The following is a 24,591-nucleotide window of genomic DNA, read 5'->3' as shown; positions in this document are numbered from 1 at the left end:
CTCGTTGATTCCTCCACAATCCGCCAGGGGTTGAAACCCACGGGGCTTTTAGCACAAGTCGTCTTTAGACGACTGAAATACTAACCAGTTGCGCGCGGAGTGGCGATAAGTGCGCCTTAATCTACAGTCGTCTTCAGACGACTTTAGCTATGAGACAGGGGTTTCAACCCCTGTCGGACTGTCGCACTTTGATAGACGCAGAAAATCTTCCTGGTTTTCTTAGCAAAATGTTACAAACAAAGAAGCAAAAGTCTATTCAGGAGAATCCGCCTTGGTACTCTACAGCCCTCAAGTTGAACCCAGTCAGCAGCAAAACCTTTCCTCCATCAATGGTTTTGCGGGCCGGCACATTGGCCCGACACCCAGCGAAATCCAGCAAATGCTCAATGTTTTGGGCATTTCCAGCCTCGATGAGTTGATTGACAAAACGGTTCCAGCGGCGATTCGCATTTCTGCACCCCTACAACTTCCCGCAGCGCAAAGCGAGTACAGCGCTTTGGCAGAATTGAAAGAAATTGCGGCAAAAAATCAGGTATTTCGATCGTACATCGGGACTGGATATCACGACTGCATCACACCCCCCGTTATCCAGCGGAATATCCTAGAAAATCCCGGCTGGTATACAGCTTACACTCCCTATCAAGCCGAAATTGCTCAAGGGCGATTGGAAGCTTTACTGAACTTCCAAACCATGATAATTGACCTCACGGGTTTGGAAATTGCCAACGCTTCTTTGCTGGATGAAGGGACTGCGGCGGCGGAAGCGATGGCGGTGAGTTACGGCGCCAGCAAAAAGGGGGCAAAAGCGTTTTTTGTTTCCCAAGATTGCCACCCTCAAACTATTGAAGTGGTGCAAACTCGCGCTAAGCCGTTGGGAATTGAGGTAATTGTCGGCGACCATCAAAGCTTTGAGTTCGATCGTACAATCTTCGGCGCTCTCCTGCAATACCCCGCCACAGACGGCGCAATTTACGACTATACCGATTTTATTCGATCGGCACACGAAGTCGGCGCATTAGTCACAGTAGCCGCCGACATTTTGAGCCTTTGCTTGCTGACACCCCCCGGCGAATTCGGCGCGGATATAGCCGTAGGAAGCACTCAGCGCTTCGGAGTTCCGATGGGATTCGGAGGGCCCCACGCAGCCTATTTCGCCACGCGAGAAGAGTTTAAACGGCAAGTTCCGGGGCGAATTGTTGGAGTTTCTAAAGATGCAAACGGCAAATCTGCTTTGCGTTTGGCTTTGCAAACTCGCGAACAGCACATCCGCCGCGAAAAAGCAACCAGCAATATTTGTACTGCTCAAGTTTTGCTGGCAGTGATGGCGAGTATGTATGCTGTTTATCACGGCCCGTCTGGACTGAAAGACATTGCTGAGAAAGTATGGAGTTTAACGGCACTTTTGGCATCCGGTTTAAGAAGTTTCGGATACAAAATTGGTTCTCAACATTTCTTCGATACTTTGCGGGTAGAATTGGGAGATAAACCGCTATCAGAAATTCTAGAAGCTGCTAAAGTTCGCAAAATTAATCTCCGAATTTTCGATGATTCGACAGTGGGAATCACTTTAGATGAAACTGTCACTGTTGAAGATGTGCAAGAGTTGTGGAAAATTTTTGCACAGGATAAAGATTATATCAGGGCAGACGGGCAGAATGCTCTCAACATTCCGCTGGATGCAGACGCATTGAGTTTATATCTGACATTACCAGATTTTTGCGATCGCACCAGCAGCTATCTCTCCCATCCAGTTTTCAACAGCTATCATTCAGAAACTGAACTTTTGCGGTATTTGCACCGTTTAGAAGCCAAAGATTTATCGCTAAATACATCGATGATTCCCTTGGGTTCTTGCACAATGAAATTGAATGCGACAGCAGAGATGATGCCAGTGACTTGGGCGGAATTTGGCAAGATACATCCCTTTGCACCCCACGATCAAACTCGCGGCTATCAAATGATGTTCGTGCAACTAGAACAGTGGCTGGCAGAAATCACAGGTTTTGCGGGAATTTCTTTGCAGCCAAACGCAGGTTCCCAAGGCGAATACGCGGGCTTGTTAGTTATTCGTCAATACCACGAACACCGAGGTGAACCTCACCGAAATATCTGTTTGATTCCCCAGTCAGCCCACGGTACAAATCCGGCTAGCGCGGTGATGGCGGGGATGAAAGTAGTTGCTGTCGAGTGCGATTCTCAGGGCAATATTGATGTTGCTGACTTACATAAAAAAGCAGAAAAACACAAAAATGAACTTGCGGCTTTGATGGTGACATATCCATCAACTCACGGCGTTTTTGAGGAAGAAATTAAAGAGATTTGCGAGATAGTCCACAACTGCGGCGGACAAGTTTATATGGACGGCGCGAATATGAATGCTCAAGTTGGTTTGTGCCGCCCCGCTGATTTTGGCGCTGATGTTTGCCACTTGAATCTGCACAAAACTTTCTGTATTCCTCACGGTGGCGGCGGGCCGGGAATGGGGCCGATTGGGGTAATGTCTCATTTAGTAGAATTTTTGCCCAGTCATTCTATTCTTAACAGTCAACAGTCAACAGTCAACAGTCAACAAATATCAGTTGGTGCTGTTTCCGCAGCGCCTTGGGGAAGTGCTAGCATTTTGCCTATTTCTTGGATGTACATTCGGATGATGGGAGGAGTGGGTTTAACTGAAGCGACAAAAGTAGCAATTCTTAATGCTAATTACATGGCAAAACGCTTAGAATCTTACTATCCGGTTTTGTACAAAGGGAAAGCTGGTTTGGTGGCACATGAGTGTATTCTAGATTTGCGATCGCTCAAAAAATCTGCGTCTATTGAAGTCGAAGATATCGCTAAACGGTTGATGGATTACGGCTATCACGCGCCGACGGTTTCTTGGCCGGTCGCTGGTACGGTAATGGTGGAACCGACGGAAAGCGAATCGAAGCAGGAATTAGACCGTTTTTGCGATGCGATGATTGCGATTCGAGGCGAAATTGCGGAGATTGAAAAAGGTAATGTTGACGCGCAAAATAACGTCTTAAAAAATGCGCCGCACACCGCAGAATCTCTGATGGTTGATGAGTGGAATCGTCCTTATACTCGCGCGCAAGCGGCTTATCCGGCACCTTGGACTCGCGAACATAAGTTTTGGCCGGCGGTGGGCAGAATAGATAATGCGTTTGGCGATCGCAATTTTGTCTGTTCTTGTTTGCCAATGGAGGCTTACAGTCAAGGTTAAATAAGTCTCTGCGGGGCAATGGGCACCTTACACATATACTCTTGTCGGGTGCTTCTAGCCCGCCCAAAAAACTGTAAGGTGCGCCATGCGCACCAAATCCTAGGCTACACAAACGCACCGGTGCGCATTGCGCAGCCTACAGAAACTGTAGAAAACAATTTAATAAAAAAATCCCAAAATTCCCAGGAAAAATAAAAATGAATAGACGATTTTTGTGGCTTACTCACGAAAATAAACCGCGTTGGATTATCCTAATATTGTTAGGTGTTTTTGCTGCTTTGGGGGTGGTGGCAACCACAGCTTACATCAAAATGGCGATCGCCCAAACTATCGGCCCGGCTTTGTCTGTTGATGTTACAGCCGATCGACATTCCATCAGCCCCGACATCTACGGTATGAATGATTATGCGATCGATCGTACACTCGCGCAAGAGTTACGAATTCCAGTAGAACGCTGGGGGGCTAATCACACCAGTCGCTACAATTGGCTTGTCGATTCTTCCAACAGCGGCGATGACTTCTTTTTCGTAGGTGGCGGCGACAATAAAAATCCTGTTCCCGGCGATTCTATAGATAAAATTGTCAAAACCAACGACCAAAACGGCAGCAAAAGCATCGTTACAATTCCGATGATTGGCTATGTAAATAAATTTAGCACTTGGAACTGCGGGTTTAGGGTAGCCAAATACGGCCCGCAAGAAAAAACAAATCCCTACATTTTTCCAGAAGGAGATAAGTGCGGTAACGGTAAGCGTCCCGACGGTACTTTGATAACTGATAATAATCGCCTTGATGTCAGTATTATTAGCGACCCAGCTTTTCAACAAGCTTGGGTTAAACACTTAGTTAAAACCCACGGTACTGCTGCTAACGGCGGTGTGCAAATTTATCAAATGGACAATGAACCAAGTGGCTGGGGAAACACTCACCGCGATGTTCATCCAGAAGCGACAAGTTACGAGGAATTGCGCGATCGCACTTATCAATATGCGTCAATGGTAAAAGCTACAGATCCCACTGCTAAGGTACTCGGCCCGTCGGATTTTGGCTGGCCTGTATATGTGGATTCGGGGGTTAAGGGCGATCGCGAAAAACACGGCGGTGTCTGGTTTGCGCGCTGGTACCTGCAACAAATGCGCGCTTATGAAAAGCAAAAAGGTGTTCGCATTCTCGACTATTTCGACGAACACTACTATCCGGCGGCGGACAATACCTGTTTGGCCAATTGTCCCGCCGGCGATGCCAAAACCCAAGCGCTGCGACTGCGATCGACTCGTTCTCTCTGGGATGCTACCTATACTGATGAAAGTTGGATTGGTAAATACAATCCGCCGCTAACAATTATCCCTCGGTTTCGAGAGTGGGTAAATCAGGATTATCCAGGTACAAAAGTCGCGATTACTGAATACAATTGGGGCGGTTTGGAGTCGATTAACGGGGCCTTAGCCCAAGCCGACGTACTGGGGATTTTTGGGCGAGAACAACTCGATTTAGCGACGCTGTGGGGGCCTCCGAAGTCGTCTGAGCCGGGGGCCTATGCTTTCCGAATGTACATGAATTACGACGGAAAAGGCGGTAAGTATGGCGATACTTGGGTGCGATCGCTTAGCCAAGATCAGGGACTTTTGTCAATCTACGGAGCCGAGCGCAACAGTGATGGTACTCTGACGCTGGTAATTATTAATAAAACCAACAAAAATTTGACCAGCAACTTGAGTTTGAAAGGATTTAAACCTGCGGGTAAAGCTCAATTTTACACTTACAGCGAGGCGAATTTGGGGGCGATCGTCCGTCAGAGCGATTTAGTTGTCAGTGATACTGGATTTCAGGCAACTTACCCCGCTAATTCTATGACTTTGGTGGCTATTCCCAAGGCTTAATACCCAATCTGGCTTATTAAATATCCGCTGATCGGACGAAAGTGTGTGTAGGATTGGTTTCAACCGCCTAGTATAAAAGGGGTTTTAAACTATTAAGCATCCAGCATCCAAGCAATACACTTTTGCATTTGATTGCTCATTGTTTGTCGATCGGCATTATACCTGCGGCCGTGTCCCGGCAACACCCATTCAAACGAGTAATTAGCCAAATTCTGCATAGATTTGATTTGTTCCGGCCAAGAATACCAACAGACTTCGTGAAAGCCAACTAGCTGCTGCCAACTTTCCGACCAAGCAAGATGATCGCCGGTGAACAAAAATTTGTTATTGTAAAGCAAAACTGTGTGACCTTTCGTGTGACCTGGCACAGGTATAATCAACAAATCATCGGCTATTTGATGCGGTTCGCTGCCTGACAATTGAATTTCTACACCGCGAGTACCAGCGTTAATTTCGTCAGCATGGAGAATGCGATCGCACCCAAAATGATCGTGGTATTGTTGATGATCGGCCACATCGTCGCGGTGAGTCAAGTACAGATAGCGAATGCCGCCCATTGCCTCTATATTTTTAACTAGCGGCGGCACAAAACGGGGAGAATCAACTAAAATGTTTCCTTCAGGGCGGACAATTAAATAGCTGGCTGCGGCGTAGGATTTCTCAGAGTGGTAGCCACAGTGATAGACATTTTCTGCTACGAGTGCGGGCAACAGTTGCTGGGCTTCTTTGATCCTGTTGGGTTTTTCTACAGTGCCGATCGAACTTGTGGGACAAGACAAAAGAGCCGCGAGCGATCGTATTTCTTCAGTTTCATTAGTTGGCTGGTGGTAAACCGCAGACTGTTCTCCTGCTTGACCAAATACTTCAGGTGCCATCCACCGACAAGTATCACAGTCAATGCAGGTATTGTCTACATAAAAGTTACCATTAATATTTTCAGTACGCCTCCGATTAATGTTAGCCATTTTTATACCTCTTAATAACCGATATAAATCTATGGTAACTCACTATAACGAGTACCCGTGACCTCCCGCCGGGGGTTGAAACCGTCTCATATCGATTCCGGTTGCAGCGGAATGATGTTGACTGTTGACTGTTGACTGTTGACGCCGTGAACAATCAACAATGAACTTGAATTTACTATTCCGATGCTAACGAATTTGATATCACAGACCAAGCCGATTAAAACTCACCTCTTGCAGCATTCTCAAGAACGGGCAAGATGCCCGTTCCACAAGAGATTAATTTTCTTGTGGAACAGGCCGGAAAGCCTGTTCATAAAAGGATTATTGACAATGGTGCAATATCTAAGTTGCAATCAACAATTCTACCGCTGCTGATCCGCTGGAAAAGCACCCGCTTTCACCGCCACAGTAACAGGTTGTCCGCCGCGGCTCAATTCAAGCTGCAGATCGCTGCCCACTGTACTTTTCTCGACAATTTCTTGTACGCTGCCAGCATCAGTTACTTCTTTACCGTTGATTTTCTTGATCACATCGGCAAGGCGAACTCCAGCTTGTGCCGCCGGAGAATTTTTCGCAACTCCCAAAACTAACACGCCTTTATCTTCAGTCAGCCTCAATTTCGTGTTGGGATTGTTATTAAATTCTGTCTTGATTGCGGGAGTAATGCTCAACATCCGAACGCCGAGATAAGGATGTTGGGCTTTTCCTGTTGTTTCTAACTGCTCAGCAATTTGTTGTGCTCGATCGATCGGAATCGCAAAACCCAATCCTTGAGCGCCTTGAATAATCGCCGTATTCATGCCGATAACTTGACCGCGCTGGTTCAGCAGCGGGCCGCCAGAATTACCGGGATTGATTGCAGCGTCGGTTTGAATAAAGCTGACGCGCTTGTCGGGGACGCCGACATCGGCGCTAGAACGGCCTGTAGCGCTAATAATTCCCACAGTCACAGTATTGTCCAAACCGAGGGGGTTGCCGATCGCGATTGCCCATTCTCCCGGCTGTAATTCTTCTGATTTGCCCAAATTCACCACAGGCAAATTGTTAGCTTCTATTTTAACAACAGCCACATCAGTAACTGTATCGACGCCTAAAACTTTGCCGACAAATTCGCGACCATCTTTCAGTTTTACCGTCACCGTATCCGCACGGTCAACGACGTGAGCGTTAGTCAAAATGCGACCGTCGGAACCAAAAATAAAACCAGAACCTGAACCTCTTTCTACCCGATTTCCCGGTTGAATGGGAGATTCCGAACCGAAGAAGCGGCGGAATTGCTCGGGAATCTCATCTGGAAATTGGTTCGTCACCGTGCGAGAGGAGTTGATCCGCACCACCGCCGGGCCAACTTCCTGCACAACTTTACTGACAAAATTAGAGTCTTGAGAGGGCAGTATATTTGCAGGCAATGCTGAGATTGGCGCTGCACTTGCCGGTTCAGCTTTGATGGCGTTAGAACTTCCAGGAACTTGAGAAGTTAGGGCGTTGCACCCAACAGTTGCGGTGGAACCGAGCAAAACAAGGGATAAAAAAGCCAGTTTTTTCGGCAACGAAAAACGGCGAGAACGCACAGTTGTAGCAGGCATATTTTTGGTTGACATAGTATTGATTTGGTGAGAGTTAGAGCGAGAGTTATAATTATGGTTTTGCATTTTTAGCACCTACTGTAATTAAGTTAGAAGTAAAGGATCTTTAATTTTAATTCAAGCATTTGTGATGTCTGTTTGACTGGTGGGGTTTACCCTACCAGGTGGGGTAGAAACCGGACAGTCGCAGGCAAATTGTTTGTGGATTCCAGCTTTTGAGTGCGATCGAACTGGGTCGGCACTAGCGAATTGCTGTCTGAGTGCGATAATACAAACTACGCTAGCCAGCTCGCATATTCCGCATTTCCCGCAAACTTTTCACAGGATTGATATCCGAAGTCAACAACAATCCTGCACTCAAAAAAACCAGGATTCTAGGCAAAATCTTCGTTGTGAGCGATCGACGTTAACCTAGAAACGGGATTTTTGACCTCGCCTGCATCTAGGGATGATAACAGCTAAAGCACCGGAAAGCCTCACCCTAAAGCAGGAATTCAGTTGACAGTTGACAGTTGACAGTTGACAGTTGACAGTTGATAGAGACCTCTACCTGGAAGTCCGAGGATGGGAGTAATGAATAGTCTTCTTTTAATTTCTCCCGCTTATGGGAGAGGCTTTAAACCAATTCTTCCGGGTAAAGCCTCAAGCTAAAGTACCAAGTAAACCTAAGTCAGAATCGCCTGCAAAAACTCTCTTCAAATCTAAAATTTAAACCTATGGAGGAATTTTATTGCTCCATAGGTTCAATGGAACTAACCGAATCGATTTCTCTCGACTTGTTCCTCGAACTTTCCAAAACATCAACAGTATTCTTAATAAAACCAGCCATCGGCACAGCCACTAACAAACCTGCGACTCCCGCCACCTTAACCCCCACCAGCAGCGCCACTAAAATCCACACAGGATTGAGGCCGATAAAACCACCTAATAACCGAGGAGCAACCCCGCTTTCAATTATTTGCTCAATTACTGTAGCGACAGCTAAAACTGTGACGCCGAGCCAAAAGTTGTTTAATGTGATCAGCAAACTGACAATGCAAATACTGAAAGGTGCCCCGAAGGGAATCATAGTCATTACACCCACACCCAAACCGAACAGAAGTCCGAAGGGAACTCGCAAAATTAAAAAAGCAACAGTGATAGACAGTCCCATCAAACCCGCCAAAGTTGCTTGCCCGACGAAGTAGTTGTGGAAGCTTCGGGCCAGCAACTCTCGCAATTGAAGGCTCAGCTTGGAAGGAAACCATTTAAACAATCCTTCCCATACGCGATCGCCGTGCAATAGCAAGTAGAATGTCACGACTATTGTGAGGAGGAAATTCAACAGACTGTCTGCAGCACCCAAGCCAAATTTGAGAATTTCGCCAGTGAGAGACTGCAATTGAGCTGAAAGTCGATCGCTCAATTGGGTAGTCAAACCGCTAACATCAATGCGGAGATTGCGATTTTCCGCCCAATTGTGGAATGCTTCAATCTGTTCTGTGCCAGAAACTATCCAAGTCGGCAGTCGGGTGGCGAGTTCAGTGATTTGGTTTAGCAGAATGGGAGCCAGAGTTAGACCTAAAACCACCAATACCAGTAAAGTCAAAAACAATACCGACAAAACTGCTCGATCGCGCTTCAAGCCGTATCTGTGCAGAAAGCGCACGGGATAATCTAGCAAAAAAGACAGCACTGTAGCCACTACCAAAACTGTAATCAGGGCGCGAAAATATTCAAAGACTAGGAGGGCTAACCAGCAGTTGAGTACCGCTAGGGGAAATACCAGTCCGTAAGTCCACCACTGCGGCAGTTGAGTGAAACGTCTCATCTAAGTTAACCGAGTTAAAATTTGAGATGCAAGATGTGAGATTGACATCATTTCCGGTTAAACCGGAATGATGTTGACTGTTGACTGTTGACTGTTGACTCGAATTTACTATTCCGATGCTAACGGATTTGATATGACACTGCTATTCGCCGTTCTCGCTTAAACATTTTAGGGTGCATTTATTTATACCCGACTGCTGAAAATTCCCAGTTGCTCGGCCCGCAGCGGAAATTGGGTTGCTGGCAGGCAGTGCCTGCCACAACCATGTTATATCGTTTCCGCTGCTATGGATATATCACCTGCGAAAAAAATATTTGTTGCTGTTGGCAAGGCAGCAGTTTGCAGTGCGGGATTCAAGCTTTTTCCCCGTGCCTTTCGAGAGCTAATTGAATTAAACGGTCTACTAATTCCGGGAAAGAAATGCCGTCCGCTGCCCACATTTGCGGATACATACTGGTAGCTGTAAAGCCAGGAAAAGTGTTGATTTCGTTAATCAAAACTTCTCCGGTTGATTCAATGTAGAAAAAGTCTACTCGCGCTAAACCTGCCGCGTCTATAGCCAAAAATGCTTGTACTGCCATTTCTTGGATTTGCGAGACGATCGCAGCGCTGACTTTTGCCGGGATTGAGCAGTCGGCTTGTCCCTGGGTATATTTAGTTTCGTAGTCGTAGAAATCGCTTTGAAAAGAAATTTCTCCCACCGTTGAAGCTTGGGGGTTGTCGTTACCCAAAACAGCACATTCTAATTCTCTAGCAACCACACCAGCTTCGACAATTATCCGCCTGTCGTAGCTGGCGGCGCTATCGAGAGCTGCTTCTAATTCAGCGCGCGATCGAGCTTTAGAAATTCCCACAGACGAACCCAAGTTAGCGGGTTTTACAAAGCAAGGATAGCCCAAATTTGCTTCAATTTTATCACATAGTTTGGGGAAAACGCAAGGATTAGACCAGATTTCGGAACGGTTGACAGCGATGTATTTTACCTGCGGCAAACCAGCCTGAGCAAAAGCCATTTTCATGGCAATTTTATCCATTCCCAGCGCCGAACCTAAAACCCCGGAACCGACAAAAGGAATTTGCATTAATTTCAGCAACCCTTGCACCGTGCCGTCTTCGCCGTTTGGCCCGTGCAAAACAGGGAACCAAACATCTACGGTATTAAAATTAGGAAACTGTCCAGCGGGAGAATCGTTTTGTACTGTTTGTTCCTCTATTTCCAGAGGTTTTCCCGTGTCTAAGACTTGTTGAGGTAATGTTCCCGACAGCCAGCGGCCGTTTTTTTGGATATAAAAGGGCAGAACTTCGTATTTAGAGGCATTTTCGTCAGCAGCGAGGGCGCGGCCGATCGCCCGCGCCGAACTAATTGAGACTTCGTGTTCGCCCGATCGCCCCCCGAACAATAGCCCGATCCGCATCTTTGTCATTTTTCAATACTCCCGGTACTTTTTGACAAATATACACGCAGTTAGGGCAGCTATCACAGGAAGTATGCGACAGAAACTAAGAATTAAGCATAAGGTGTTGCGAATTTAAATTGTATATTGCGGGCGGCCTCGGAGAAACGGCCCAGTCATAATTTGATTATTTCTTGACATACAATTTAAATGTCCTAACAGCTTACAGCATTTCTCCTGTCAAACTAAAAGCGCGAATATCTGTAATTTTAACCCGCACAATTTTACCAGCCAATTCAGCAATATCGCCCTTAAAAAATGTCAGACGATTGCCGCGAGTGCGTCCCATCACCTGAGTTGAATCTTTAAGATTCTGGACTTCCACCAAAACCTCTTCAGTGCGTCCGAAATAGCGCTGCGATCGTTCCATCGCCGTTGTTGTCACTACATGATTGATTCGTTGCAGGCGATCGGCTTTCACCTCCTCACTCAACTGATTTTCCCACAAAGCCGCCGGCGTTCCAGGGCGAGGCGAATAAGCAGCAGTATTCACCAAATCGAAACCAACATCTTCGATTAACTTCAAAGTCTTCTCAAACTGTGCTTCCGTCTCCCCAGGAAAACCGACAATCGCATCAGCAGTAATCGAAGCATCCGGCATATAACGGCGAATTGTATCAATAATCCGGCGGTATTTTTCCTGAGTATAACCCCGCGACATCGCCTTCAAAATATCATTATCTCCCGACTGAAAAGGAATGTGAAAATGTTCGCAAACCTGCGGTAATTCAGCACAAGCCTTAATCAATCTTTCCGTAAAATAGCGCGGGTGGCTAGTAGCAAATCTCAGGCGATCGACTCCCGGCACATCCTGAACAAAATAAAGCAAATCCGTCAAAGTATGCTGGTTGCTGCCGTCCGGTTTTGTCCCCGGCAAATCGCGTCCATAAGCATCAATATTTTGCCCCAACAAAGTTACTTCCTTGTAACCTTGACGGCCCAAATCCTCCATTTCCGCGCGAATTGCCTCCGGCATTCGCGACTGTTCAACCCCGCGAACATTCGGCACCACACAATAAGTGCAGCGTTCATTGCAGCCGTAAATTACATTCACCCAAGCAGTCACCTTGCTGTCGCGGCGCGGCTTAGTAATATCCTCCATAATCTCAACAGCTTCAGTCGCTACAACTTGATTGCCCTCAAAAACTTGTTCCAGCAAATCTTCAAGTCGGTTAGCGTGTTGCGGCCCCATTACTAAGTCTAATTCCGGCACTCTCCGCAGCAGCGCTTCACCTTCCTGCTGCGCCACGCATCCAGCTACAATTAAAGTTAAACCCGGTTCTTGGCGTTTGCGATGAGCTTGCCTTCCGAGGTTAGAATAAACTCTTTGTTCGGCATTGTCGCGAATCGTGCAAGTATTGTAGAGAATCAAGCTAGCTTCGTTCGGGTCTTCCGAGAACTCAAAGCCCATATTTTCCAGAATGCCGGCCATCCGTTCCGAGTCGGCTTTATTCATCTGGCATCCGAAAGTAGTGATGTGATAGCGGCGGGGTTTAACGGTCATGGCAAATTGCAGGCAAATAAAAAATATAGGTTTTCAACCTTAACACTTTATTATAACACTTCTCTGTTAAACGAGATACGTCTGGTAATTGAGAATTTTAGTAATTGTAGGGTGCGCATTGCGCACCTTACCGCTACAAATAGTTTTATATCCGCGACAAAGTTTGCGAATTCGAGTATCTGGCTATTCTGTTTTTTTAGTGAGATAAAAACTGTAAAATTGTTTTGGCAATACCTTGTGCAGCCAAATAAGGAACCCCATTGCCAACAGTTTTAAACATATTAGTCAAGGTCATCTTGGCTGGCAGTGCAAAATCTTTTGGCAGTGACTGAATAGCCAGTGTTTCTGCAACAGAAAGCCGACGAAGTTTGTAAGGGTGCAAGTGAACTTCGTTATTGCCGTAACAAGCTGTTGGCGAATAACGCCATCGGTGCAATCGCTTGAAAGATTTTTTTGAATCATCTCCTTCATCAACGGAAGCAAACCGCTTAAGGCCGGCTTTGGGTTGGAAATAGTGTTTGGCATTGGGATGGTTGAGAACGTCATTTTTTTGGAACCAAAATTCTACCGTTAAATCTTGGGGAATACCATCAGGACAAGGCATGAAACCATCATCTGCAAAGGCTGTTCTATCAGGCCAAGGATGAGAAAAAATTTCTGATTTGGGATATAATACCTGACTTTGCCAAGGAAATAAACTTTCTGCTAGTATGTGGCTTTTTTCCTCTAGGGAAATGCCCAGATTTTTGACAAGGTTTTTTTTAAGCCCAATCAAAATTATTCTATCCCTATCTTGCGGAACCCCGTATTCTATCGCATTAATTAAACGTTCGGCAAAAACGTATCCCGAATCCGCCAACTGATATTTTAGTTCATCGTAAAAAGCTTTATGTTTTTGGGTTTTCCACAAACCTTTGACATTTTCAAATAAAAAGAAATCTGGCTGCTGCTGACAAATCAATTCAATGTATGAAGCGGAAAGTTTGCCTTTATCTCCTTCCCCACCTCGGTTTTTGCCACCAATAGAAAAGTCAGGACAAGGCGGCCCCGCGATAAATCCTACAATATCGTGATGCTTGCGGGCATCTTGTATCAATTCCCGCAGGCGAAAAGCTGGTTCTCCCCCTACAAGTCGAGTTACATCGGCTTCCTCTCCTTCGCAATATCCGTATTCTGGTAGCGGCAAATTCAGGCATTGCCGAGAATAGCGGTATGCTTGCATGAAAGGTGGGAAAATTTCATTGACATACGCTATATTAAAGCCGATCGACTCAAAACCCAGATCGAGCAAGCCAGAACCCGAAAAAAATGAGAAAATACAAGGAAGACGGTGCATTGAAGGATGCCAGCAATTTTGAGTTGAGCTTACTATAAATTCTGTCGGATGCGGAGGGAGCGCTGAACCTTACTATAAATTCTGTAGGGTGCGCAATGCGCACCTTTTATTATTAAAAGTCGCAGATCCCGCCGGACACGGCAATGCCGTTCGCCTACTGGTGCGCATTGCGCACCTTACTATACTCAAAACTATTCTTAAAACCATTCACCGCCTCGGAAACGCCAGTGGGGAAAGAAAATTCGCATCAGTGTTTGCGACGCCAGATAAATAGCCAGCCACACTAAACTATAATGCAAAGCAAAAGCTCCCAAGTCAAAATCTTGTGCAGATATCCCCGGTAAACCGATAACTTTGATTAAAAATAACACAAAAAGTGCTTCCCAAATCCCGGCGAGCAATTGAAATGCACCGGGCCAATCTCGATCCCAGCGGAACTGCTGGATGTATATATATAAAGCATCCCAGCCGAGACCAAAAATCGCTACATACCCTAAAATCCAGAAAAAAATTGAGCCGGATTTGGAGGTCATTAAACCTATAAAAAAGGGCAGGGTTACTAAAACGCCTACGGTTGCAAATAGCAATAACCGAGTTTGCCAGCGGCCGAATAAGGTGGGAGTCATGCGATTTTAGATTTTAGATTTTAGATTTTAGATTGCATGGCAAAATTGTTCGATTTTGAATTGAGATTTTAGATTTTAGATTGAACGCGAAGCTCGTTTAAATCAATTAAATCCCATACATTGCTCGTTGGCCAACTTCCTCCTTAAAATTAGTCGGGAGATTTATTTAAAATCCATTTCCACCATTGCACGAACGATCGCCAAACGCTCAATTTCCGCACACCAGCCGCTCGGTTGGTGGCCAGACTTTCAACGGAACGCAAGGCGGCGTATTGCAAGCCCAAAAAGCTGTCTACCGGGGCGTAAGGCCCTCCCAAAGTAATCGCGCCTGCTGCGTATACCCGACCTTCTCCGTTGCTAGCAGAAGAATTCCGCAATTCGGACACTTCAAAATCGTTGTTAACACTCAGCCGGCCCAAACCGTTGAGGGGAAGATTATATTGAGCTACCAAATCGTTTAACAGCGGACTGGTTTTTACCTTAGCGTCCAAACCCGTAGCATCAATAATAAAATCAGCTTCTAACTTAATTTGCCCCTTGAGTTCCTTCTCCTGAATGTACGTCACAGTGCGGTTTTGACTGTCGCGCTCAACTCGCTCGACTTCACCGAAGGTAATTTGATACCATCCTTGACTTAAACCTTCTTTGACAATCCGCCGCCAGTCGCTGCGCTGCGCTGTAGTAGTACCGCCCCAGTCCGTGAGCAACTGCGGCCGAAATTCTGGGGCGGCTTGTTCCAAAAGTACGCGGAGTTCCCCGCCCCAGCAAGCTTTTGGCCAGTTGAAAGGTTGAAATTCGTAGTGATTTTCGACTCTTCGCTGAGCGAGTTTAAATTTGTTACCTTGAGGTTTGGGCGATCGCATCAAATGCAATACTTGAATGTTGCGGTTCCGCTGTCGCGCTTCATAAATTCGCTGCACCACCCGGGAAGCCACAATTCCCCGGCCTCTAATTAACACGCTGCCGCCGCTGGCCTCCAATTTTTCGTAAACGCCGTCGTGCTTTTCGTAAGCGTTGACAACCGACTCAAAATCCTGGGTTTTTTCGCGGTAAGCTTGCAAATCGGGCAGAAATTGAATGGCGGGATAGCCCGTGGCTAAATGTACGTACTTGGCGATTAAAAAAGCGTGCTCGCGGTGATCCGCATCCGATCGAGAATAAGCGATCGCGTACCTGCCGTCATCTGTTTTGCGAATTCCTCGCACTCTACCGTAGCGAAACATCTGATTCCACCCAATTCGATCGACTTCCCTGTCAATAGAATCAAACACATTACCCGCGCGAGGCGTATAAGTTTCGGCAAAAGTCGGTTCAGCAAACACCTGCCACATCAACTTCAACGACATCCCCAAACGCCCTTTCCGCAATTCCTGCCAAGCTTCCCGCAAGGCATAGGGAGGCCACCCCCAAATGTTGTCTGGACAAGAGTCAGAATTCGATCGCAGGCGTTCCCGCAGCGGAATTTGAGAATTGAGGCACAGACGCAGATAGCGGGCGTAAGGCTGGTTTTCCATGCCCAAAACCGCAATTCGATCTGTTTTGACACCGCAAATTCTGAGCAAATCCACCCACATAAAGCTGCCCAAACCACCGCCAACAGCAGCCCAATCAACTTCTGCCACAGGGAGTCCCATAGATTCGAGCGATCGCACTTTTATTTGAGAAGCGTGCAAAAATGCGATCGGCGGAAATTCTCCCCTACTACTTGTTTGAGGAAGCTGCAACATTACTGGTTGCCCCAACGCGGGATCTGGCCTATTGGTCTGCGGGTTAAAGAAAATGTGAAAATTGACCGACGGCATTTCAGGGGAATTAACAGCAAAAGAAATGCCGATTGCGTAGGGCCCAACTTGCAGCATATCCCCGTTTGCCAGCACGCAACGGGTTTGGCGAACGCCGTTGACAAAAGTACCGTTGCGGCTGCCCGTGTCAGTAAGTAAAATACTGTTACCTTCGGTGCCAATCACTGCGTGAAAGCGAGAAACTTGACTGCTGCTGAGGGCAATTCGAGAAACTCGTTTCCCGTTGATTGTGGCGGGCATAGCTTCAAAAATTCGTCCCAAAGCGATGGGTAAGTCGAGTATCGGGGATCGACAATCCCCCGTAGCTGTATCTGTCCAAGTCAGTCGCAGGCGCAAGGGTTGAGAATTCATGATTATTTTTTAAACATCAGCCGTCGGCTTTGAGCTTTCTGCAAAAAAAGATTTTTGAAGTTGAGAGTGTTTAGCGGATAGCCCGATTTTCCATTTTTCAAACTTTCACGGAGACAACATCACACTCGCCGCCGCCGCCAAAGAAGTACCGCACCACGGACACCCCGTATTCAACTGCGCGTAAGGCGAAATTCGGCTGCATTTGGGACACTGCAAACCATATTTTGAGGGCCCCGTCGGCTGAAAGTTACCAGGTGCGGGAGGCCCCAGCAAAACTGTCTGGGGCGCGGCTAGCTGCACCTCCGTCACATTCACCACCTCGATTTGCACTTGCCCTAAATGGATGTGGCTTCCTGAGTTCAATTTTGCTTCGCCTAGGGCGAGAATTTTTCCATCTACCAGCGGCGGATTGCTTTCGCGCAAATTCCGCACTGCATACTCCTGCAATTCCTGATTAAAAAATATTTCAACGTGCAGCCCCGATACGCTGGGATGCGAAAATACTATATCGCACTTCGCCGGATCGCGCCCTAGCCTCACGCTTCCCGGATTTTTGCTCGGCTGTCCGTTTTGAATTGTTCGAGTTTGACGCACCCCAGCTTCTGTCCAGGCTAAAGTTAGCTGGTTTGTCATGATTTTATAGTTAGCTCAAAAATATAATAAAAAAATATTAGCTGATTTATTTTGACGAGGGAGTTCCTCACCAAAAAACTTAATTAGAATTATTGACGCAGAGTCGATCGAACTTCTAAAAATATTATTATCTGCCGCTAAACAAAAAAACCCTCAATTCGGGGTTTTTTTTGAGAGACTGACTCCCGCTTACCAGCTTTTCTTTCCCGCAAAATTATTGAACCCAATGTAGCTTCGTTAAAAATTTGCTGTTAAAAATTTGCTAGCGATTGCTAAAAACTAATTGGTGTGGGGTTTTCACATTATTTACCTGTCAACTGTCAACTGTCAACTGAAGAAGCTTTGGTGCGGTAGTGACGAATTTTGGAGGTTGGGCGATCGAACTACCTTGGGAAATTCGATGGCCCCACCTCCTCAAACGTTCACTGTCCTAGTGCTATCTCTCACGCTGCAACTGTGCAATCTTTCATTACAGGGCCAGCATTGAAAGACTTAAGCTTCGCTCTTGCGGCTTTTCCGACCGCCTTCGCGACCAATTTGAGCCATGTGTTCGCGATTTCTGCTGACAGCTTCGCCACCTTTTTGACCAGCTTGTCTGGCTTCTTCAGGGGTGAATTCGTGTGCAGTTCCTTTCTCGTGTGCAGCTTTTCCGCCTTTGCTAGCAATTGCGCGCTGTTTTTCTGCATCCATAGAAGCGAATCCGCGTTTGCTTTTCTCAGCCATGACTGTCTCCTTGTTTGTTTCTGATTTTTTAGCTCGATCGCGCCTTCGCCTCCCACTGTCGTGGTTACTTCCAGTCAGTGGTGAGATATCCGACGGTAATTTATGAAACCTCATCACACGAATCTAAGCTTTTGGTTTAACTCGCAGGATGACTCTTTCATAATTTACAAATGTGAACTAAAAATAGTTCACGCCCGGGCACTATAGTTAGAGCCGACAATGTTTTAAGCTGGTTACTGTCTTTCAATCATTCTATAAACCCCCCCAACTTTTATACCTCTTTCTCAGGTATAGTCATTCTTTAGTTCGCTGGAAGGATGGAACCGAAACCTGATTGGCGATAGACTCAGAGGATTTTTTGACCTAACCGCGCCACCTCAAAAATTAAAAGTCCAAAGACGGATGCTTTTTTGGTCTTTTTACTTTATTTTCTGATGCCTTCCGCGCTTGCCAGTTATCCCGATGTTAGTTGGTCTGCCGATCGAGTTGTTTCTGGTAAGCGATATTTTGGGGCGCAGCGCAGGACGTACTCGATCGCACTTATCAAGTTGATCTTATGACCTATGGAAACATAAATCGGTTTTACCCCTGTTTGCGTCCTCAGCGCTGCTCCTACCGTCGATCCCTCCAGCCGCAAGGGTTGCCAACTGCCACGGTCGAGTCCGACTTCTAAATGTTCTCCCATAAATCGATTTTTGGCAACTCCGATCGTGGCAATCCCTGTCAAAACCCCCAAATGGCAGGCTAGACCGAACCTGCGGGGATGGGCTAGTCCTTGACCGTCGCACAATATCAAGTCTGGCGTCAAACTGATATTTTCCAAAGCTTCGAGAACTGCCGGCACTTCTCGAAAAGACAGGAAACCCGGAATATAAGGAAAAGTTGTAGGACTGCGAACCACAGCTTGCTGCTGCAACTGCAAGTCGGGAAAACTCAGAACTGTTACAGCGGCCCGCGATACATCGTTTGCACTGTCGTAGCCGACATCTACGCCTGCGACGTAGCGAACTGGCGACCGTTGATTTTCGGTAATTACCTCTGACCGAAGCTTTTCTTGAATAGCGATCGCCTCTTCAACTGTCTGCGGCCAAGGGTGTCGCTGCAACATTTTGATTTTTCTTCAACCGTTCTCATCTAAGCTTAACTTATTTTCTGCCATTTTTAAACTCAGATTTTTATCGTTTGTAGTTATAAATTCCTAGCTTGCCCAAGGAGTCTTTTTTCTACTCAGGAGGGTTGAGCAATGTGGGCCGATGCCACTTCTACCAATAGAGTCTGTAGGTCAGAGAGTGAAATTCTATCTTTCGCTTGTGCTGGAAGCAACCCCCACAGGTTTTATCGGCACGCACCTCCAATTTTCTACTCAAAATTTACGAAAAATACCTATGTGATGCTATTTTTTTAGCTTTCTAGAAAGCTTTCTCTTTCCGATCGCCATTTTATCCCTTGTCGGAGAGCGATCGAGCTATCTATTTACTTCTGCTTTATCTAAAAAAAACCTCTTTGTCAAGAGGATTGAAACATTTATTAATCAATAATTTTAGCTAGGTACAAATGCCATTGTTCATACCAGAGCCTCAATGTAACGGCAATCTAATATCTTTTTGATTTAAGAAGCTTTCCGACCCTCAACATCCTATGACTTTTATGAAAAAAATAAATGAATTTATGAGTTGTTCCACCATTAACAGGAAGTTATAATTTTAGATAAGAGCGACTAGACAACTAATATCCAGTAAAAAAAACTAGGTGAATCAGCATATGAAAACCGTGCAAAATGTTCAGTACAACCTAGCTCTCTACTTAGTCGGTGGCATCGTCTTCATCATCGCCGCCTTAATTTTAAGACCTTTTGCCCTCGTCGGCGCAGGGGAACGCGGCGTCATGATGCGCTTCGGCAAAGTTCAAGACGCCATTTTAGATGAAGGCATCCACCCAATTTTACCGATCGTCACCTCTGTAAAAACTATCAGCGTGCGCGTACAAAAAACAGATTTGAAAGCAGATGCAGCATCCAAAGATTTGCAAAGCATTACTACAGATTTGGCAGTCAACTGGAATGTTGACCCCGCCAAAGTAAATCAAGTTTTCCAACAAGTGGGAGACGAAGAACAAATTGTTACCAGCATTCTGAGTCCGGCAATTTCGGAAGTTCTAAAAGCAGCAACTTCTAAAAAAACCGCCGAAGAAATTATCACTAAGCGCACGGAACTCAAAACAGAAATCGACAACAGCCTCAAAAAGCGTTTGGAACCTTACGGCGTGATTGTCAGAGATGTTTCTTTAATAAATTTTGGCTTTTCTCCAGAATTTAGCAAAGCCATCGAGTCCAAACAAATAGCAGAACAAGAAGCTAAACAAGCAGAATTTACCGTTCAAAAAGCCACCCAAGATGCTCAAGCTGAAATTAACCGTGCTAAAGGTAAAGCTGAAGCTCAACGCTTGCAGCGGCAAACTTTAACTACCGAAATTTTGCAGCAGCAAGCAATTGAAAAATGGAACGGCCAGTTTCCGACAGTAATGGGAGGAGGGGGAACTTTGCCATTAATTAATATTGCGCCGCCGACTTCTCAAGCTGCAACTCCTGCTAAATAAGCTGCTGCTGATCATGATTGCCATGGCGCGGGGAGAAGGGGAGAAGGGGAGAGGGGGAGAGAGTCTGAGGGGGAGAAGAATAGAGGGTTTTTCACTGCGGAAGTCAAGAGGTGCTTTTTTAAATGCCGAACAGCAAGCGTATAAAATACAACTAACAACTAAGGTGAAATCCCGCTTACTTAAATGCGAAGATACAATTTAGGTTGCGCGAGTCCTGAAAAACGTTAGAGTAAGAAACAACTCGGAAATTGTAAAGGTTTGCTTGAAAGTTCGGCTGATGGGAGATCGGGAGAACCAGTCAATTTCTAATTTAGATGAAGTGAGGGATGTCGGCGATCGCCATACTGCGTCAGAGGCACTGTGGCTAAGCGATCGAGCTTTGGCCGCTACTAGCAGTGGCATTGTCATTGCTGACGCCAATGCACCCGATTGTCCCATAATTTATTGCAATCCGGCCTTTGAACGGATGACAGGTTACTGTGCCGATGAAATCTTGGGGCGCAATTGCCGATTTTTGCAAGGCCCGGATACCGATCGAACTACCGTAGCTAAGATCCGCGAGGCCTTGCGCCAAGGTCGAGAAATCCAGACAACAATCAAAAATTACCGCAAAGACGGCACTCCTTTTTGGAGCAAATTGTCGCTATCTCCCGTGCGAGACAACAACGCTAATTTGACTCACTTTGTAGGAGTTCAATCTGACTTGTCGGAACCAATATGTGAAGTGCAGCAAGCATTGCAGCAAGCTAACGACCAACTGCAAACGATTTTGGAAGCAGTTCCGGGAACAGTATCTTGGATTAGCTCGGATTTGCGCTATTTGGGGGTTAACCAGCACTTAGCCAAACTGCATGGTTTGCGGCCGTCGGCTTTTGTCGGTCAAGATATTGGTTTTCTGGGCGCTAGCTCGGATTTTAACTCTTTTGTGGTGGAGTTTTTTGGCAGCGACGCTACGGAAGCGGTTAAAGAACTCAACGTTAAGGTACAAACCGACCGGGGAGAGTCGGAGGGATACTATTTGATTGTGGCTCAAAAGTACGATCGCGGCAAAGCAGCTTGTCTGGTAGGGATTGACATTACCGAACGCAAGCGGGCAGAAGAAGCTCTGGTGCTGACTCGCAAGGCGGTGGAAAGTTCGAGTGACGCGATCGGCATCAGCGATGCGAACGGCACTCACATTTATCAAAATCAAGCGTTTTCTCAGCTATTTGAATGGGATACCGCCGAGGAACTTAAGCTAGCTGGAGGTATAGGGACAGTTTTTGCTGACTCTGCAGTCGCCCGCGAGGTACTCGATACGATCGCCCAGGGTTATTCTTGGTTTGGTGAAGTTACTAACCGCACTAAAAGTGGCCAAATTTTGCCAATGCTGCTGCGGGCCGATGCTATTAAAGACCCTACAGGGAAAATTGTCGGTCTGATTTACATGAATACCGATATTACCGACCGAAAGCGCACGGAACAAGAGCTGCGGCAAAGCGAGAAGCGCTTTCGATCGTTGATTGAAAATGCTAGAGACATTATTGTGATTCTCGACGAGAAAGGCTTTTGCCGCTATGTCTCTCCTTCCCTAGAGCGGATTTTGGGCTACCCGACGGCGGAAGTCCTGGGCCGATCTATATTTGACTTGATTCACCCTGACGAATTGCTGATAGTGGATCAAGTGTTCAAAGGTGTCATGCAAATGCCGAGAGTTAGTCAGGGAATGGCGGAATACCGAGTGCAACACAAGGATGGTTCCTGGTGCGTGTTGGAAGCGGTGGCGACGAATTTGCTCAACGAACCTTCGGTGCGGGGAATTGTGGTCAACTGTCACGACGTGACTGAGCGCAAGATGGCTGAAGAACAACTGTTGCACGATGCTTTGCACGATGCGCTGACAGAGTTGCCGAACCGTGCTTTGTTGACTGACAGGTTGGGGCAAGCTTTTGCCCGCGCCCAACGGCATCCGAGCTATCAGTTTGCGGTGCTGTTTCTGGATTTGGACAGGTTTAAGGTGATTAATGACAGTCAGGGACACCGCACGGGCGATCGGCTGTTGGTGGGCGTGGCTCGCCGTCTGTTGACTTGTTTGCGGCCAGGGGATACGGTGGCTCGTCTGGGGGGAGATGAGTTTGTGATTTTGCTGGATGAAATTCATGGTGTTGATGAGGCGATCGCCCAAGCAAAGGAAATTCTCAAAACGATCGAACGACCGCTTTATTTGGAAGGTAATAAAGTTTTAATTACTGCTAGCATTGGCATTGCTTTGAGTACCGACAAATATCAGTGGCCGGGAGATATTTTGCGCGATGCTGATATTGCGATGTACCGGGCAAAAGCTCTGGGTAAAGCTCGCTACGAAGTTTTTACCAGTGCGATGCACACTCGGGCTGTGGCTTTGATGCACTTGGAACACGATTTGCGGGAGTCGGTTGAAGAACTAAATTTGAAATATCCCATAGTGGATTTCGCCTGTGGGACGGCGGCGGAAAACTCGCCGATGAGTGAAATCGATCGCAGATTGGAGCGTCCGAAGTCGCAATTGACTACTTTAAAATTGGAATGTCCTTTTACTGTTTATTATCAGCCGATCGTTAGTTTAAAAACGGGTTCAGTTATCGGATTTGAGGCGCTGGTGCGCTGGCTGCACCCGGAACGGGGTTTAGTTTCCCCGATGGAATTTATTGCGATGGCGGAGGAAACAGGGTTAATTACGCCTTTGGGTTTGTGGGTTTTGAACGAAAGCTGCCGCCAAATTATTAAGTGGCAGAGTTTGAATTTACCTGTGGGAAATTCGCCGCTGACAGTCGCCGTAAATCTTTCGGGGAGGCAGTTTTCGCAACCGGAATCTATCGAACAAATTAAGCAAGTTTTGCAGGAAACAGGTGTTGATGCTCGCTGTTTGAAGTTGGAGATTACTGAGACTGTGGTGATGGAAGATGGGGAAGCGGCGGCGGCGATGCTTTCGCAGTTGAGAGACTTGGGTATCGGGCTGTGTATTGATGATTTCGGCACTGGTTATTCGTCTCTGAGTTATTTGCACAAGTTCCCGATTAATATTTTGAAGGTCGATCGCTCTTTTGTCAGTCGCATCGGGGAAATGGGCGAAAATTTGGAAATTGTGCGGGCGATCGTCATGCTGGCCCGCAGTTTGGGGATGGAGGTAGTGGCAGAAGGGGTCGAAACCGCCGTCCAATTGGCTCAAATGCGGGCGATCGGCTGCGAGTACGGTCAGGGATACTTTTTCTCTAAACCTCTCGACAGTGAGGCAGCTACAGCCTTGTTGAGGCGATCGCCCAAATGGTGATCCGATCTACAATAGGAACTGTATCAAGGTAAACTCATACCAAAACCTATGTCTCAATCGATCGCCCCAGCTTTAGTTAATCAACAAAGTGATACTTCCCCAACTTTAACCTTTGAAGAATACCGAATTTATCAAGGAGAATCTGATGTAAAATATGAGCTGTACAAAGGCAAATTAATCCCGATGCCAACAGCCACAGTTTTACATATCAAAATTTGCGAATATTTAGTTTACCAATTGCAGCGTTATCTAGCTGAACACAATCTCGACTTAGTAGTAAAAACAGGTCTGGGAGTGAGAACAGATGAAGATAAATCTCGGATTCCCGATGTAGTTGTGTGCACTCAAAGTCTTTTGGAACAAGCTGCTGCTAGACCAGGTGCAGGCATCCTCGACTTTGATGAAAAGCCGCTGTTAGTGGTAGAAGTCGTCAGCGAAAATCGCCGCGAAGATTACGTGATTAAACGCGGAGAGTACGAATTAGCGAATGTGCCGGAATATTGCATAGTTGACCCTAAAATTGGCAAGCAAAAAATTCGGCTTTTTGCATTAATTGAAGGTGAAGATGGTTACACATATACAGATTTCTTGCCTGGTGAGGAAATGGTATCTGTAGTATTTCCTAATCTGAGATTATCAGTCAATGAAATATTGTGTCCGCCATTGGTGGAAGGATTGATTAAGGAAGAACAAGGGCGGTTGCAGGAACTTGGACAGCAAGTGGCAACGGAACGCCAACGGGCTGAAAGATTGGCAGCAAGGTTGCGGGAGTTGAATATAGATCCTGATGCTGTGTAGGAAATGGGATGAAGTA

Annotated in this window: 16 protein-coding genes; 5 read left to right on the top strand and 11 right to left on the bottom strand. The window is 46.4% G+C overall.

Translation table 11 applies throughout. The annotated features are described in order from the left end of the window. The first annotated feature begins 271 nt into the window (after window positions 1–271). Both gcvP and QUB77_RS08855 read left to right on the top strand, forming a co-directional pair. Window positions 272–3,223 carry an aminomethyl-transferring glycine dehydrogenase gene (gene gcvP, locus QUB77_RS08860; protein WP_333171460.1) on the top strand — a complete coding sequence of 984 codons (2,952 nt, stop codon included), beginning with the start codon at window positions 272–274 and terminating at the stop codon, window positions 3,221–3,223. A gap of 197 nt (window positions 3,224–3,420) precedes the next feature. Continuing rightward, window positions 3,421–5,103: a glycoside hydrolase family 44 protein gene (locus QUB77_RS08855; RefSeq protein WP_333171457.1), complete on the top strand. Its 1,683-nt coding sequence runs from the start codon at window positions 3,421–3,423 to the stop codon at window positions 5,101–5,103. A 92-nt stretch (window positions 5,104–5,195) separates the two neighbouring features. Here the strand turns inward: QUB77_RS08855 and QUB77_RS08850 are convergent, their stop codons facing one another. The 11 genes from QUB77_RS08850 to nfi all read right to left on the bottom strand — a co-directional run bounded on the left by QUB77_RS08850 (window position 5,196) and on the right by nfi (window position 19,001). Then, the gene (locus QUB77_RS08850) at window positions 5,196–6,068 is read right to left on the bottom strand and encodes an MBL fold metallo-hydrolase (protein WP_333171455.1); all 873 of its coding nucleotides are present in this window, start codon (window positions 6,066–6,068) and stop codon (window positions 5,196–5,198) included. A gap of 362 nt (window positions 6,069–6,430) precedes the next feature. After that, complete coding sequence (locus tag QUB77_RS08845; RefSeq protein WP_445251721.1) at window positions 6,431–7,669, bottom strand: HhoA/HhoB/HtrA family serine endopeptidase; 1,239 nt, start codon at window positions 7,667–7,669, stop codon at window positions 6,431–6,433. A gap of 712 nt (window positions 7,670–8,381) precedes the next feature. After that, window positions 8,382–9,464, bottom strand: coding sequence for an AI-2E family transporter (locus QUB77_RS08840; protein ID WP_333171448.1), 1,083 nt, complete (start codon window positions 9,462–9,464; stop codon window positions 8,382–8,384). A 353-nt stretch (window positions 9,465–9,817) separates the two neighbouring features. Next, entirely contained in the window at window positions 9,818–10,888 is a 1,071-nt protein-coding gene (locus tag QUB77_RS08835) for a D-alanine--D-alanine ligase family protein (protein WP_333171446.1), read from the bottom strand. Between the two features lie 193 nt (window positions 10,889–11,081). Beyond that, complete coding sequence (miaB, locus tag QUB77_RS08830) at window positions 11,082–12,422, bottom strand: tRNA (N6-isopentenyl adenosine(37)-C2)-methylthiotransferase MiaB (protein WP_333042505.1); 1,341 nt, start codon at window positions 12,420–12,422, stop codon at window positions 11,082–11,084. A 196-nt stretch (window positions 12,423–12,618) separates the two neighbouring features. Next, the gene (locus tag QUB77_RS08825) at window positions 12,619–13,758 is read right to left on the bottom strand and encodes a DNA cytosine methyltransferase (RefSeq protein ID WP_333171442.1); all 1,140 of its coding nucleotides are present in this window, start codon (window positions 13,756–13,758) and stop codon (window positions 12,619–12,621) included. Between the two features lie 197 nt (window positions 13,759–13,955). Continuing rightward, window positions 13,956–14,384, bottom strand: a complete 429-nt coding sequence (locus QUB77_RS08820) for a hypothetical protein (protein WP_333171439.1) — start codon at window positions 14,382–14,384, stop codon at window positions 13,956–13,958. Window positions 14,385–14,533: 149 nt separating this feature from the next. Then, window positions 14,534–16,537: an FHA domain-containing protein gene (locus QUB77_RS08815; RefSeq protein WP_333171436.1), complete on the bottom strand. Its 2,004-nt coding sequence runs from the start codon at window positions 16,535–16,537 to the stop codon at window positions 14,534–14,536. Between the two features lie 105 nt (window positions 16,538–16,642). Continuing rightward, window positions 16,643–17,170: an FHA domain-containing protein gene (locus QUB77_RS08810; RefSeq protein ID WP_333171433.1), complete on the bottom strand. Its 528-nt coding sequence runs from the start codon at window positions 17,168–17,170 to the stop codon at window positions 16,643–16,645. A gap of 492 nt (window positions 17,171–17,662) precedes the next feature. Continuing rightward, window positions 17,663–17,893 (bottom strand): KGG domain-containing protein, encoded by a 231-nt coding sequence (locus QUB77_RS08805; protein WP_006631632.1) that lies wholly within the window; start codon window positions 17,891–17,893, stop codon window positions 17,663–17,665. Between the two features lie 454 nt (window positions 17,894–18,347). After that, window positions 18,348–19,001, bottom strand: coding sequence for a deoxyribonuclease V (gene nfi, locus QUB77_RS08800; protein ID WP_333171430.1), 654 nt, complete (start codon window positions 18,999–19,001; stop codon window positions 18,348–18,350). A 653-nt stretch (window positions 19,002–19,654) separates the two neighbouring features. Here nfi and QUB77_RS08795 point away from each other — a divergent pair. The 3 genes from QUB77_RS08795 to QUB77_RS08785 all read left to right on the top strand — a co-directional run bounded on the left by QUB77_RS08795 (window position 19,655) and on the right by QUB77_RS08785 (window position 24,575). Then, window positions 19,655–20,488, top strand: coding sequence for a prohibitin family protein (locus tag QUB77_RS08795; protein WP_333171427.1), 834 nt, complete (start codon window positions 19,655–19,657; stop codon window positions 20,486–20,488). A 277-nt stretch (window positions 20,489–20,765) separates the two neighbouring features. After that, window positions 20,766–23,777: an EAL domain-containing protein gene (locus QUB77_RS08790; protein WP_333171425.1), complete on the top strand. Its 3,012-nt coding sequence runs from the start codon at window positions 20,766–20,768 to the stop codon at window positions 23,775–23,777. Between the two features lie 48 nt (window positions 23,778–23,825). Continuing rightward, entirely contained in the window at window positions 23,826–24,575 is a 750-nt protein-coding gene (locus QUB77_RS08785) for a Uma2 family endonuclease (protein WP_333171423.1), read from the top strand. Window positions 24,576–24,591 lie beyond the last annotated feature (16 nt).

It is taken from the genome of Microcoleus sp. AT9b-C3 (genome assembly GCF_036705485.1).
Classification (GTDB): Bacteria; Cyanobacteriota; Cyanobacteriia; order Cyanobacteriales; family Microcoleaceae; genus Microcoleus.
Note: the sequence above shows the minus strand (reverse complement) of the source record. Positions and strands in the feature narration are given on the sequence as shown.